Source organism: Streptomyces sp. NBC_01537, assembly GCF_045040445.1.
In the GTDB taxonomy this organism is placed as follows: Bacteria; Actinomycetota; Actinomycetes; order Streptomycetales; family Streptomycetaceae; genus Actinacidiphila.
In genome coordinates, this window is sequence record NZ_CP109392.1 from 4,851,623 (window position 1) to 4,864,744 (window position 13,122).

The 13,122-nt window shown below is 69.0% G+C and carries 13 protein-coding genes; 7 read left to right on the plus strand and 6 right to left on the minus strand.

Going from position 1 to position 13,122, the window contains the following annotated elements; genetic code table 11:
• Positions 1-8: 8 nt before the first annotated feature.
• The 6 genes from OG607_RS22330 to pknB all read left to right on the plus strand — a co-directional run bounded on the left by OG607_RS22330 (position 9) and on the right by pknB (position 8,089).
• Entirely contained in the window at positions 9-887 is an 879-nt protein-coding gene (locus OG607_RS22330; RefSeq protein ID WP_405726160.1) for an FhaA domain-containing protein, read from the plus strand.
• A 10-nt stretch (positions 888-897) separates the two neighbouring features.
• Positions 898-1,425, plus strand: a complete 528-nt coding sequence (locus OG607_RS22335) for an FHA domain-containing protein (protein WP_405726165.1) — start codon at positions 898-900, stop codon at positions 1,423-1,425.
• A gap of 50 nt (positions 1,426-1,475) precedes the next feature.
• Positions 1,476-3,047, plus strand: a complete 1,572-nt coding sequence (locus OG607_RS22340; RefSeq protein WP_405736973.1) for a PP2C family protein-serine/threonine phosphatase — start codon at positions 1,476-1,478, stop codon at positions 3,045-3,047.
• Between the two features lie 28 nt (positions 3,048-3,075).
• Complete coding sequence (locus OG607_RS22345) at positions 3,076-4,461, plus strand: FtsW/RodA/SpoVE family cell cycle protein (protein ID WP_405726168.1); 1,386 nt, start codon at positions 3,076-3,078, stop codon at positions 4,459-4,461.
• Positions 4,458-5,912, plus strand: coding sequence for a peptidoglycan D,D-transpeptidase FtsI family protein (locus OG607_RS22350; protein WP_405726171.1), 1,455 nt, complete (start codon positions 4,458-4,460; stop codon positions 5,910-5,912). The genes OG607_RS22345 and OG607_RS22350 overlap by 4 nt, the downstream gene beginning before the upstream one ends.
• A gap of 176 nt (positions 5,913-6,088) precedes the next feature.
• Positions 6,089-8,089: a Stk1 family PASTA domain-containing Ser/Thr kinase gene (pknB, locus tag OG607_RS22355; protein ID WP_405726174.1), complete on the plus strand. Its 2,001-nt coding sequence runs from the start codon at positions 6,089-6,091 to the stop codon at positions 8,087-8,089.
• Positions 8,090-8,184: 95 nt separating this feature from the next.
• Here the strand turns inward: pknB and OG607_RS22360 are convergent, their stop codons facing one another.
• Genes OG607_RS22360 through OG607_RS22385 form a run of 6 tightly spaced genes read right to left on the minus strand, consistent with a single transcriptional unit; the run spans position 8,185 to position 12,678 of the window.
• Positions 8,185-8,925 (minus strand): class E sortase, encoded by a 741-nt coding sequence (locus OG607_RS22360; protein WP_405726177.1) that lies wholly within the window; start codon positions 8,923-8,925, stop codon positions 8,185-8,187.
• A gap of 41 nt (positions 8,926-8,966) precedes the next feature.
• Entirely contained in the window at positions 8,967-10,307 is a 1,341-nt protein-coding gene (locus OG607_RS22365; RefSeq protein WP_405726180.1) for a class E sortase, read from the minus strand.
• 1 nt (position 10,308) lies between these two features.
• Positions 10,309-10,956: an aminodeoxychorismate/anthranilate synthase component II gene (locus OG607_RS22370; RefSeq protein ID WP_405726183.1), complete on the minus strand. Its 648-nt coding sequence runs from the start codon at positions 10,954-10,956 to the stop codon at positions 10,309-10,311.
• Entirely contained in the window at positions 10,953-11,129 is a 177-nt protein-coding gene (locus OG607_RS22375) for a hypothetical protein (RefSeq protein WP_405726186.1), read from the minus strand. Before OG607_RS22375 ends, OG607_RS22370 begins: the two co-directional genes overlap by 4 nt.
• A 60-nt stretch (positions 11,130-11,189) precedes the next feature.
• The gene (locus OG607_RS22380; protein WP_405726189.1) at positions 11,190-11,882 is read right to left on the minus strand and encodes a class E sortase; all 693 of its coding nucleotides are present in this window, start codon (positions 11,880-11,882) and stop codon (positions 11,190-11,192) included.
• A gap of 28 nt (positions 11,883-11,910) precedes the next feature.
• Positions 11,911-12,678, minus strand: a complete 768-nt coding sequence (locus OG607_RS22385; protein ID WP_405726192.1) for a DUF881 domain-containing protein — start codon at positions 12,676-12,678, stop codon at positions 11,911-11,913.
• Between the two features lie 143 nt (positions 12,679-12,821).
• On the opposite strand from OG607_RS22385, the gene crgA reads away from it, so the two are divergent.
• Positions 12,822-13,076: a cell division protein CrgA gene (crgA, locus tag OG607_RS22390; RefSeq protein WP_405726195.1), complete on the plus strand. Its 255-nt coding sequence runs from the start codon at positions 12,822-12,824 to the stop codon at positions 13,074-13,076.
• Positions 13,077-13,122 lie beyond the last annotated feature (46 nt).

The following is a 13,122-nucleotide window of genomic DNA, read 5'->3' on the forward strand; positions in this document are numbered from 1 at the left end:
GGTGCACCGTGGGAGTACTCAAGAAGTTCGAGCAGCGTCTCGAGGGCTTCGTGAACGGCACCTTCGCCAAGGTGTTCAAGTCCGAGGTCCAGCCCGTGGAGATCGCGGGCGCGCTCCAACGGGAGTGCGACAACAACGCCACCATCTGGAACCGGGACCGCACCGTGGTCCCCAATGACTTCATCGTGGAGCTCAGCGGCTCGGACTACGAGCGGCTCAGCCCGTACGCGATCCAGCTCGGCGACGAGCTGGCCGGCATGGTGCGCGACTACGCGAAGCAGCAGCGGTACACCTTCATGGGCGACATCAAGGTGCACCTGGAGAAGGCCGAGGACCTCGACACCGGCCTGTACCGGGTGCGCAGCCGCACGCTCGCGTCCAGCGAGTCCCAGTTCCAGCAGCCGCAGGCGCAGGCGCCGCAGGCCGGATACCCGCCGAACCGCCAGGCCGCCGCCCCCGGGCCGGCCGGCCAGGCCCCGTATCTGGCCCCCTCGCGGCCGCCCGCGGGATCGCCGCCGATGCCGCCCAGGCCCGCGATGCCGGCCGGTCCGGCCCCGGTGACCCGGCTGCCGGGAACAGGGGCAGGTCCGTCGGAGGCGCCCGGCTCGGTGCGCCGCTGGATCGAGATCAACGGCACCCGGCACCAGTTCTCCCGGCCGACGCTGGTGCTGGGACGCAGCACCGAGGCGGATGTACGGGTCGACGACCCCGGGGTCTCGCGCAAGCACTGCGAGATCCGGGTCGGCACGCCTTCCGTGGTCCAGGACCTCGGATCGACAAACGGAATCGTGGTGGACGGGCAGCACACGCTGCGCGCTACGCTCCGCGACGGCTCCCGGATCGTCGTGGGCAGTACCACCATCGTGTACCGGCAAGCCGAAGGGTGAAGCGGGGGCAATGTCAGAGCTGACCCTGACGGTCATGCGGTTGGGTTTTCTCGCCGTGTTGTGGCTGTTCGTCATCGTGGCCGTACAGGTCATCCGCAGCGATCTGTTCGGGACGCGGGTGACCCAGCGCGCTTCGCGGCGCGCGGAAGCCGGCGGCCGGCCGCCGCAGCAGCGCCAGCAGCAGCCTGCGCAGCGGCAGCAGCAAGCACAGCAACCGCCGCAGAACAACCGGGCCCGCCGCGGCGCCCCGACGAAACTGGTGGTCTCCGAGGGCTCGCTCACGGGCACCACGGTGGCTCTCCAGGGGCAGACCATCACGCTCGGCCGGGCGCACGATTCAACGATTGTTCTGGACGACGACTACGCGAGCAGTCGGCATGCCAGGATCTACCCGGACCGTGACGGCCAGTGGATCGTCGAGGACCTCGGATCCACCAATGGCACCTACATGGACCGGAACCGGCTCACCACGCCGACCCCGATCCCGCTCGGTGCCCCGATCCGCATCGGCAAGACCGTCATCGAGCTGCGGAAGTAGTCGCAAATGGGCGAGCGGAGCCAGCAAGCGAGAGGGTGGGCAGCGTGCGGATGTACCCGGAGCCGACGGGCGAGGTGCGCATGTCTCTGAGCTTGCGATTCGCCGCCGGTTCGCACAAGGGCATGATCCGGGAGGGCAACGAGGACTCCGGCTACGCCGGTCCCCGCCTGCTCGCGATCGCCGACGGCATGGGCGGCCAGGCGGCCGGAGAGGTCGCGTCGTCCGAGGTGATCTCCACCCTCGTGACGCTGGACGACGACATCCCCGGCTCCGACATCCTCACCTCGCTCAGCACGGCCGTGCAGCGTGCCAACGACCAGTTGCGCGTCATGGTCGAGGAGGACCCGCAGCTGGAGGGCATGGGCACCACCCTGACCGCCCTGCTGTGGACGGGCCAGCGGCTCGGTCTCGTACACGTCGGCGACTCGCGCGCCTACCTGCTGCGGGACGGCATCCTCACCCAGATCACCCAGGACCACACCTGGGTGCAGCGTCTGGTGGACGAGGGCCGGATCACCGAGGAGGAGGCCGGTACGCACCCGCAGCGCTCGCTGCTGATGCGCGCGCTGGACGGCCGCGGCCAGGTCGAGCCCGACCTGTCGATCCGCGAGGTCCGGGCCGGTGACCGGTATCTGATCTGTTCGGACGGTTTGTCCGGTGTCGTCAGCCACCAGACCCTGGAGGACACCCTCGCGGGTTACCAGGATCCGGGCCAGACGATCCAGGAGCTGATCCAGCTCGCGCTGCGCGGCGGCGGCCCCGACAACATCACCTGCATCGTCGCCGACGTCCTGGACATCGACGACAACGACTCGCTGGCCGGCGCCGGCCGCCTGCACGACACCCCCGTCGTCGTGGGCGCCGTGGCCGACAGCCAGCTGCAGCACCACGACCCCCGGCACCTGCAGACCCCGGCCGGCCGCGCCTCCGAGCTGGGCCGCCCGCCGGCCCCCGAGGGCACCTTCGGCCCGCCCGGCGACCTGACGATGGCCGGGGTGCCGACCGGCAGCTTCGGCGCCTTCGAGGGCGACGACGTCGAGGACTGGGACAAGCCGAGAAAGCCGCGCAAGTGGCTCAAGCGCTCGGCGATCCTGGTCGTCGTGCTCGGCCTCATCGGCGGCGGCCTGTACGGCGCGTACCGCTGGACGCAGACGCAGTACTACGTCGGTGTCCAGGGCGACCACGCGGCGATCTACCGGGGCATCGAGCAGAAGGTGGCCTGGCTCAGCCTGTCGAAGGTCCACGAGGACCGCCCCACTATCGAACTCAAGTACCTGCCCGACTACCAGCGCAAGAACGTCGAGGACACCATCGCGGCCGGCAGCCTCGCCGACGCCCGCGACACCGCCGACTCGCTGGAGAAGCAGGCCGACGTCTGCCGGACCAAGGAGGCCATCGACAAGGCCGCCAAGGCCTCCAAGACGGCCAAGGCCGCGTCCGGCACGGTCAAGAAGCCCAACGCCTCGGCATCAGCCTCCGCCTCCGCGAACGCGGGCAGCGGTACGGCCTCCGGCTCGGCAACCGCCAGCGCTACCCCGAGCCCCTCCGCAACCCCGTCGTCCAGCACCACCCTCTCCCCGGAGGACCAGACGCTGGCCCAGCAGTGCCCCAGCGGCCAGTAGCAGTCACAGGAGGGGGCGGTACGCAGCCATGTCCGTCATCAGCAACACCACGACCATCACATCCGTAGGCGCGCCGAGCCGCCGCAACACCGAGCTGGCGCTGCTGGTCTTCGCGGTGCTCATCCCGGTCTTCGCGTACGCGAACGTGGGCCTGGCCAAGGACGGCTCGCTGCCGGCCGGGCTGCTCGCGTACGGCGCCGGGCTGGGCACCCTGGCGGGTGTCGCGCACCTGCTGGTGCGCAAGTTCGCCAAGTACGCCGACCCGCTGATGCTGCCGATCGCGACGCTGCTCAACGGCATGGGGCTGGTCCTGATCTGGCGGCTCGACCAGGAGCCGTCGCTGGGCGCCGCCATGGCGCCGAGCCAGCTGCTGTGGTCCACGCTCGGTGTGGCGCTGTTCGTCGGTGTGCTGGTCTTCCTCAAGGACCACCGGATCCTGCAGCGCTACACCTACATCTCCATGGTGTTGGCGCTGGTACTGCTGGTCCTCCCGGTCTTCTTCCCGGGCATCAACGGCGCCAAGATCTGGATCACCATCCCGGGCGTCGGCTCACTCCAGCCCGGCGAGTTCGCGAAGATCATCATCACCGTCTTCTTCGCCGGCTACCTGATGGTCAAGCGGGACGCCCTCGCCCTCGCCAGCCGCCGCTTCATGGGGCTCTACCTGCCCCGCGGGCGCGACCTGGGCCCGATCCTCGTCATCTGGGCCATCAGCCTGCTGATCCTGGTCTTCGAAACCGACCTGGGCACCTCGCTGCTCTTCTTCGGCCTCTTCGTGATCATGCTGTACGTGGCCACCGAGCGCACCAGCTGGATCGTCTTCGGCCTGCTGCTGAGCGCCGGCGGCGCGGTCTTCGTCTCCACCTTCGAGGCCCACGTCCAGGACCGCGTCCAGAACTGGCTCCACCCCCTCGCCCTCGTGAACGGCGGCGTCACCGAGACCGCCCAGACGATGTACGCCTTCGGCTCCGGCGGCCTCTTCGGATCGGGCCTGGGCCAGGGGTACTCACGGCTGATCGGCGGCATCGCGCCCAAGAGCGACTACATCCTCGCCACCGTCGGCGAGGAGCTCGGCCTCACCGGGCTGATGGCCGTCCTGCTGCTGTACGGCCTGCTCATCGAGCGCGGCGTACGCACGGCGCTGGCCGCCCGCGACCCCTTCGGCAAGCTGCTCGCGATCGGCCTGTCGGGCGCCTTCGCCCTCCAGGTCTTCGTCGTCGCCGGCGGCGTCACCGGCCTGATCCCGCTGACCGGTATGACCATGCCCTTCCTGGCGCAGGGCGGCTCGTCCGTCATCGCCAACTGGGCCCTGGTCGCCATCCTGCTGCGGATCAGCGACACCGCCAGAAGGCCCGCGCCCAGCCCCGCCCCGTCCCCCGACGCCGAACCGACCCAGGTGGTCCGAGTCCAGTGAACAAGCCCCTGCGCCGGGTCGCCGTCTTCTGCGGCCTCCTCGTCCTGGCCCTTCTCATCAGGGTCAACTACGTGCAGTTCGTCCAGGCCGACGAACTGAAGAACGACGCCCACAACCGCCGCGTCACGATCAACCAGTACGCCTCCCCACGCGGCGACATCATCGTCGGCGACAAGGCCATCACCGGGCACACCGAGACCACCGGCAGCGACTTCAAGTTCAAGGCGACCTTCAAGAACGGCGCCATGTGGGCCCCGGTCACCGGCTACGCCTCCCAGGCCTTCGGCACCAGCATGCTGGAAGGCGTCAATGACAAGATCCTCACCGGCGACGACGACCGGCTCTTCTTCCGCCGCACCATCGACATCCTGTCCGGCAAGGAGAAGCAGGGCGGCGACGTCGTCACCACCCTGAACAGTGCCGCCCAGAAGGCCGCCTTCGAAGGCCTCGGCGACAAGAAGGGCGCGGTCGCCGCGATCGACCCGCAGACCGGCGCCATCCTCGCGCTGGCCAGCACGCCCTCGTACGACCCCTCGACCTTCGCCGGCAACTCCAAGACCGACGAGAAGAACTGGGTCGCTCTCAAGAACGACAAGGACCAGCCCATGCTCAACCGGGCGCTCCGCCAGACCTACCCGCCGGGCTCCGCCTTCAAGGTCGTCACCGCGGCCGCCGCCCTGGAGAACGGCCTCTACAGCAGCATCGACGAGAAGACCGACTCCCCGGACCCGTACACGCTGCCGACGACCTCGACCAAGCTTCCGAACGAGGGCAACATCCCCTGCAAGAACGCCACGCTGCGGGTGGCCCTCCAGTACTCCTGCAACACGGTCTTCGGCCACATCGGCGCCCAGCTCGGCCGCGACACGATGCTGGCGGAGGCGAAGAAGTTCGGCTTCAACGACGAGCTCTTCGTCCCGATCCGCACCGCCACCAGCAACTTCTCCACCACCATGGACCAGCCCCAGACGGCTCTGTCGTCCATCGGCCAGTTCGAGACCGCCGCCACCCCGCTGCAGATGGCGATGGTCGCCTCGGCGATCGCCAACGACGGCAAGCTCATGAAGCCGTACATGGTCAAGGAGCTGCTGGACTCCAACGGCAAGGCCATCGAGCAGGCCTCCCCCCAGCAGTACAGCCAGCCGGTCAGCTCGGAGAACGCGGCGAAGCTCCAGCAGATGATGGAGACGGTCGTCACCTCCGGCACCGGCAAGAAGGGCCAGATCGACGGGGTCACGGTCGGCGGCAAGACCGGCACCGCGCAGAACGGCGTGAACAACGACAAGAGCCCGTACGCGTGGTTCATCTCCTACGCCAAGACCGACAGCGGCTCCCCGGTGGCGGTGGCCGTCGTGGTCGAGGACGGCCTCGCCAACCGCGGCGACATCACCGGTGGCGGTCTGGCCGCCCCCATCGCGAAGAAGGTCATGGAGGCCGTTCTGAACAAGTGACGCCGGTCACTCCGTACTGAGGTGGAGAGGCGTCCCGCGGACGTCGCGATACCGGTCGGATATCGGCTGCCGGTCAGGGCCAGGATCGGCGCAGCGCGACGGGTACGGTAGCCCCGAGCAGCCACACGGAGTTACACAGACGGTTGACGGTTGACGGTTAAGGAAGGGCAAGAGCTATGGATGAGCCGCGTCGCCTCGGCGGCCGGTACGAGCTGGGCTCGGTGCTCGGCCGTGGTGGCATGGCCGAGGTCTATATCGCGCATGACACCCGGCTCGGCCGCACGGTCGCCGTGAAGACGCTCCGGGTGGATCTCGCCCGCGACCCGTCCTTCCAGGCCAGGTTCCGCCGTGAAGCCCAATCTGCCGCATCCCTGAACCACCCGTCGATCGTCGCGGTCTACGACACCGGCGAGGACTACGTCGACGGGGTCTCCATCCCGTACATCGTCATGGAGTACGTCGACGGCTCCACCCTGCGCGAGCTGCTGCACAGCGGGCGCAAGCTGCTCGCCGAGCGCTCCCTGGAGATGACCAGCGGCATCCTGGCGGCCCTGGAGTACTCGCACCGCTCCGGGATCGTCCACCGTGACATCAAGCCGGCGAACGTCATGCTGACGCGCACCGGCCAGGTCAAGGTCATGGACTTCGGCATCGCCCGCGCCATGGGCGACTCCGGCATGACCATGACCCAGACCGCCGCCGTCATAGGGACCGCCCAGTACCTCTCTCCCGAGCAGGCCAAGGGCGAGCAGGTGGACGCGCGCAGCGACCTCTACTCGACCGGCTGCCTGCTGTACGAGCTGCTGACCGTCCGGCCGCCCTTCGTCGGCGACTCCCCGGTCGCGGTTGCGTACCAGCACGTACGCGAGGAGCCGCAGCCGCCCAGCGTGTACGACCCCGAGGTCACCCCCGAGATGGACGCCATCGTCCTCAAGGCCCTGACCAAGGACCCCGACTACCGCTACCAGTCGGCCGACGAGATGCGCCTCGACATCGAGGCCTGCCTCGACGGCCAGCCCGTCGCCGCCACCGCCTCGATGGGCGCCGTCGGCTACGGCGGCGGATACGGCGGCTACGGCGCCGACGCCCCCACCACCGCCCTGCCGCCCCAGCAGGACCCCGGCACCGCCATGCTCCCGCCGATGCGCGATGACGACGGCGGCTACGGCTACGACGAGCGCCCGGACCGGCGCCGGCAGCCGAAGAAGAACCACACCTCGACCATCCTGCTCGTCGTCGCGGGCATCCTGGTCCTGGTCGGCGCGATCTTCATGGGCAAGGCGCTGTTCTCGGGCAACAACTCGGGCGACGACAAGATCCCGATGGTCAACTTCGTCGGCCTGAGCAAGGCCGATGCCACCTCCCAGGCCACCAACGCCAGCATCACGATCGCCTGGGGCGACACGGTCTCCTGCGAGGACACGAACGTCAAGGTGAACCAGGTCTGCACCCAGGACCCGGCGTTCGCCTCCGGCGGCACCATCGCCAAGACGGACACGGTCACCCTCCACCTCTCCAAGGGTCTGCCGCAGGTCAACGTCCCCGACGTGACCAACAAGACGCAGGACGAGGCCACCAGCGAGTTGGAGGGCAAGGGCTTCAAGGTCGAGCCGAAGACCAAGGAGAGCACGACCGCCGACGCCGGCACGGTTCTGTCCCAGGACCCGAAGGGCGGCACGCAGGCGGACAAGGGTGCGACCATCACCATCACCGTCGCCGCCGAGCCCTCGAAGATCACGCTCCCGAACGTCATCAACACCAACGTCGACGACGCCAAGAAGCTGCTCTCCGGCAAGGGCTTCACCAACGTCCAGACGCAGGAGCAGTCCTCCACCTCAGCCCAGGGCACCGTGATCGGCCAGACCCCCGACGGCAACGCCGACTACAGCCCGGACACCCAGATCACCCTGACCGTATCCAGCGGCCAGCAGCAGACCGCGGTGCCCAATGTCTTCGGCAAGACGGTGTCGCAGGCCAGGGCGATCCTCTCGGCCAGCGGCTTCAACAACATCCAGTTCGCCAACGGCAGCTCCTCCGACGACAACGCCATCGTGACCAGCCAGGACCCGGCGGCCAACACCCCGGAGACCGACCCCGGCAGTGTCCCGATCACCCTCACCACCGTGGACAGCAACAACAACGGCGGCAACAACTTCATCGGCGGCAACAACGGCTAGTGCCACCCGGTGACAACGTGAAGGGGGCCGCGGACATCGTCCGCGGCCCCCCTTGCGTGTGCCTACGGCTGCGGGGCCTCGGCTGCGCGGGTGCCTCAGCCCAGTTCCTTGGGCGGCGTACGGTCCGCGTCGACCTTCTGCGTACGGACCAGCTCGGCCCAGACGATGTAGCGGTAGCGGGACGTGTAGACCGGCGTGCAGGTGGTCAGGGTTATGTAGCGGCCGGCCTTGGTCCTGCCGCTCTCCTGGGGGATCTGGTCGATGACCTTGACGTTGTACTTCGAGGTCTCGGGAAGGATCTTGTAGACCTTGTAGACGTACCAGTGGTCGCGGTCCTCGAAGACGACCGGGTCGCCGTTCCTGATCTTGTCGATGTTGTGGAACTTGGCGCCGTGGCCGTCGCGGTGGGCGGCGATGGTGAAGTTGCCGCTCTTCGCCCAGGGCATGGCGGACTCGACCGGGTCGGTGTAGTAGCCGGCGACGCCCTCGTTGAGCACCTCGGTGGAGGTGCCCTTCTTCACCAGGACCTCGTAGTCCTTGCCCATGGCGGGGACGTGGAGGAAGCCGATGCCGTCCTTGGTGTCGAGCTTGCCGGGGGTTTCGGGGGCGGCGGCCCAGTGGTCGCGGACGGTCGCCTCGGCCTTCCTGGCATGGCGGTCCGCTATGACATTGGTCCACCACAGGGAGTAGACGACGAAGAGGCCGAGGACGAGCCCGGCGGTGATGAGGAGTTCGCCGATGACACTGACCACCGTGGCGATCCGGCCGCGCGGGCGGCGCCGCGGCGGGGGCGCGATCCCGCTGTCCGGACCGTGACCGTGCTCCGTCGTCGTCACCGCTCTGCCCCGATCAGTGTGCGTGGGTCATTCGACCAGCGTCATTCGAGCAGCGCGTCGGGCTTGCCCTTGCTGCGCGGCCGTTCGTCGACCATCTTGCCCCACACGATCAGCCGGTACTTGCTGGTGAACTCCGGCGTACAGGTGGTGAGGGTGATGTAACGGCCGGCGGTGGTGAAGCCGGAGCCGGTCGGGATCGGCTTGATGACCGAGGTGTTGGAGGGCGGGGTGGAGGCGAGCGAGCTGGTGACCTCGTATGTGTAGTACTCGCTCTCGGTCTCGACGACGATCTTGTCGCCCTTGACCAGCTTGTTGATGTAGCGGAACGGTTCGCCATGGGTGTTGCGGTGGGCGGCGAGCGCGAAGTTGCCCGTCGTGTCCCAGGGCATGGCCGTTTCCTGCGCGCCGGAGTAGTGGCCGACCATGCCCTTGTCGAGGACCTTGCTCTTGCTGACGCCCTCGGCGATGGGGGCCTTCACGTCGAGCTTCGGGAGATAGATGATCGCGAAGCCCTGGCCGGCGGAGAAGGTGCCGGGGTCGCGGTCGGAGTCCGTGGCGCCGTCCCACTGCTTCTCAAGGTTCTTGGTGGCGCCGCCGGCCTCCTGGTGGGCGAGCACATTGGTCCACCACAGCTGGTAGGTGACGAAGAGCAGCATCAGCACGCCGACGGTGATGAACATCTCACCCATGATCCGGCTCGCGACGACCGCCGGGCTCTCCTTGGCCGCCTTCGCCGCCCTGCGCGCCTCCACCCGGGAGAGCGGCCGCCCGGCGGCCTCGCCTGCGAGCCCGCCTACGGCCTCTCCCGCGGCCTCCCCGGCGGGCCCTGACGGCTCCGTGGCGGCCTCCGGGGCCTCCGGGCCCCGTCGGGACCTGCCGCCCCTGCGAGCGGCCTCCTGGGCGGCTTTACGGCGCGCAGCGCGGCCGCCCTCGGGCGGGACGGCCGGGGCTTCGTACGGCTGCACCGAGGCTGGGCCCGGATCCGCCTCCACGTCCAGAACCGGCATCGCGGCGGTGTCACCGGGCGCACCGGACGCCCGGCGCCGGGCAGCGGCCCGGTCGGCTTCCGATATCGGGTGACGGGGCATGGCCCGCGCGCCCGCCGGGGGCTGGGACGGGTCGTACGCGGGCTGCGCAGGCGGCTGCGCGGGTGGCGGCGTCTCGTGCTGCGGCGTCTCGTGCTGCGGGCGGAACCAGGGCGAACCCTCCTGCGGGTCCTCTGGGCTCTGCGGGGCTTGCGCGTCCTGCGCATGCGGCGCAGACGGCGTCCGGGGCGCCGCTCCCTGCCCCGGCAGGGGATCGCTCAGCGGGTCGGCCAACTGCTCGACCGCGGCGGCGAATTCGGCGGTGGTTTCGCCGACGTGACGGCCGTCCGCCGTCACGTCACACCCCGGCCTTGCCGACCACGGGCGCGAGGCCCGCAGAGCGCCCGACCGCGTCCGGATCACCGCATTCCGCGAGCCAGTTGGCGAGCATGCGATGGCCCCATTCGGTGAGCACTGACTCGGGATGGAACTGGACGCCCTCGACGCGGGCCGTGCGGTGCCGCAGGCCCATGATGATGCCGCTGTCCGTCCAGGCGGTCACCAGCAGCTCCTCGGGCACCGTGTCCCGCTCGACGGCCAGCGAGTGATAGCGGGTCGCGGTGAAGGGCGAGGGCAGCCCGGCGAAGACCCCGGCGCCCTCATGCGTGACCAGCGAGGTCTTGCCGTGCAGCAGCTCCGGCGCCCGGTCCACCACGCCGCCGTAGGCGACCGCCATGGACTGCAGGCCGAGGCAGACGCCGAAGACCGGGACATCGGTCGCCGCGCAGTGCCGGACCATGTCGACGCAGATCCCGGCCTCCTCGGGCGTGCCCGGGCCGGGAGAGAGCAGGACGCCGTCAAATCCGTCCTGCGCATGCGCCAGTTCCACCCGGTCGTTGCGCAGCACCTCGCACTCGGCGCCGAGCTGGTAGAGGTACTGGACCAGGTTGAAGACGAAGCTGTCGTAGTTGTCCACCACGAGAATGCGTGCGGTGCGTGCGGTCATGAGACGGCTGCCATCCCCTCGTCGACCGTCACGTCGTTGAACGGAAGCAGTGGCTCCGCCCACGGGAAAACGTACTGGAAGAGCACGTATATGACGGCCAGAACGAGCACAAGCGAAAGCAACGACCTCACCCAGGCGTTGCCCGGCAGATGCCGCCAGATCCAGCCGTACATGCGATGTGCTGCCCTTCTCGTCCCGCCCTTGTCCCGCCGTCACGGGTTCCCGGCCCAAGATTAGCCGGACAAGCCGGCCGGCATACCGTCCTCAACGGGCCGGGTGGCCTTCAGGTGCCCCCAGACGATCAGCCGGTGGCTGTGGCCCCACTCGGGGTCACAGGTGGTCAGCGTCAGATACCGCCCGGCCGTGCGGAAGCCGGACTTCTCCGGCACCGGGTCGATGACGGCCACGTCGGTCGGGACGGTCCGGTAGGGCCCTCGGTCGATCACGTACGTGTACCAGGTGGTGCCGTCGGTCAGGAAGACCTTGTCGCCCTTGCGCAGGTCGGGAAAGTCCTTGAAGGGGTCGCCGTAGGTGCGGCGGTGGCCGGCGACCGCGAAGTTGCCCGTCGCGCCGAGGCGGGTGGTGCCAGCGTAGTGGCCGAGGCCGCGCTTGAGAGTGCCGGTCGCGGTGCCCTGGAGGACGGGCTTGTGCCAGCCGTGGCCAAGGCGGGGGATGTACATGACGGCGAAGGCGGTGCCGTCGCGGTAGGCGGGCGGCGCGGGCGCGGCGGCCCTGGAAGGTGACGCGGCCGGGGAGGCGGTCGCCACGGGCCGGGACGTCCACTGGTTCTGGAGGCGGGCCACCTCGTGGTCCATGGAGCTGTCGGCCCGTACGCCGGTCCAGTACAGGACGTAGACGACGAACAGCACGATGACCGCGCCGACGGTAATGAACAGCTCGCTGAGCGTCCGCACCAGCAGGCGCACCGGTCATCGCCCCCCGCTCGTCACCCCGTCACCCCACGGCTTTGGCGTAATGCAGATCCACTGTGCCGGAGTAGCCGGGCAGAGTCACCCGCCTGTCGTCCTCGACTTTCCAGCCGAGGCCGTAGGCGTTGACGTACTGGAGGTAGTTCTGGATGGCGGGGCTGGCGTCCAGGGCCTTGTGGAGCTTGTCCGGGTCACCCACAGCGGTGATCCTGTAGGGCGGCGAGTAGACGCGGCCCTGGAGGATCAGGGTGTTGCCGACACAGCGCACCGCGCTGGTGGAGATAAGCCGCTGGTCCATGACCTGGATGCCGGTCGCGCCGCCCGCCCACAGCGCGTTGACCACGGCCTGCAGGTCCTGCTGGTGGATGACCAGGTCATTGGGCTGCGGGTCGGGCACCCCGGGGACCAGCGGGGTGGCATCGGCCGGGGCGTCGTTGAGGGTGACGCTGACCGAGGGACCGGTGAGCTTCTTGGTGCCGGCCGCCTCACCGAGCGCGTCCAGCCGCTTGCGGGTCGCGTCGCTGACGCCGCTGTCGGCGTGGGCGAGCTGGTCCACGTCGCCGCGTACACCCGACAGCTCGCTCTCCAGCTGCGCGTTCTGCTCGCTCTTCTCCTGGATCCGGTCCGAGAGCCGCAGCAGCGGGGCGTCGGTGCGGATGTCCACGCCCTTCGCGGTGTCGAAGCTCATCCAGAAGATCAGTCCGGCGAGCGCGAAGATGCCCGCGCTGAGCGTGCGAAGTGTCACAGAACGGACAGAAAGTCGGGCGGGGGAGACGTCGCCTGATTCGCTCACCTAGCCTTATCTCCTTCCAACCCGAGGAAGCACTACGCTAACGGACACCGGCAGCGGTAGTGGCTATCGTTTCTTCCCCCCGCCCGGCCCCAAGATCAACATCACCCGCGCGGTTACGCAGCGCATCGACAGGAGAGTCCCTCGTGCCGAAGTCACGGATCCGCAAGAAGGCCGACTTCACCCCGCCACCGTCGAAGACGACCGCCATAAAGCTGAAGTCCGGCCGCGGCTATGTCGCGCCGCTGATGCTGGCGCTCTTCCTCGTCGGCCTGGCCTGGATCGTCGTCTTCTACGTGTCGGCCACCAAGCTGCCGATCGAGACGCTGGGCAACTGGAACATCGTCGTCGGCTTCGGCTTCATCGCGGGCGGGTTCGTCGTCTCGACGCAGTGGAAGTAGCCGGAAGCGGTGGGATGCGGCCGGGTTATCCACAGGCTCATCCACA

What these genes read in the sequence shown, in the direction of transcription:
- OG607_RS22335 (WP_405726165.1), top strand. Translation starts at nt 898, where the DNA reads ATGTCAGAGCTGACCCTGACGGTCATGCGGTTGGGTTTTCTCGCCGTG.
- OG607_RS22340 (WP_405736973.1), top strand. Translation starts at nt 1,476, where the DNA reads ATGTACCCGGAGCCGACGGGCGAGGTGCGCATGTCTCTGAGCTTGCGA.
- OG607_RS22345 (WP_405726168.1), top strand. Translation starts at nt 3,076, where the DNA reads ATGTCCGTCATCAGCAACACCACGACCATCACATCCGTAGGCGCGCCG.
- pknB (WP_405726174.1), top strand. Translation starts at nt 6,089, where the DNA reads ATGGATGAGCCGCGTCGCCTCGGCGGCCGGTACGAGCTGGGCTCGGTG.
- OG607_RS22370 (WP_405726183.1), bottom strand. Translation starts at nt 10,956, where the DNA reads ATGACCGCACGCACCGCACGCATTCTCGTGGTGGACAACTACGACAGC.
- OG607_RS22375 (WP_405726186.1), bottom strand. Translation starts at nt 11,129, where the DNA reads ATGTACGGCTGGATCTGGCGGCATCTGCCGGGCAACGCCTGGGTGAGG.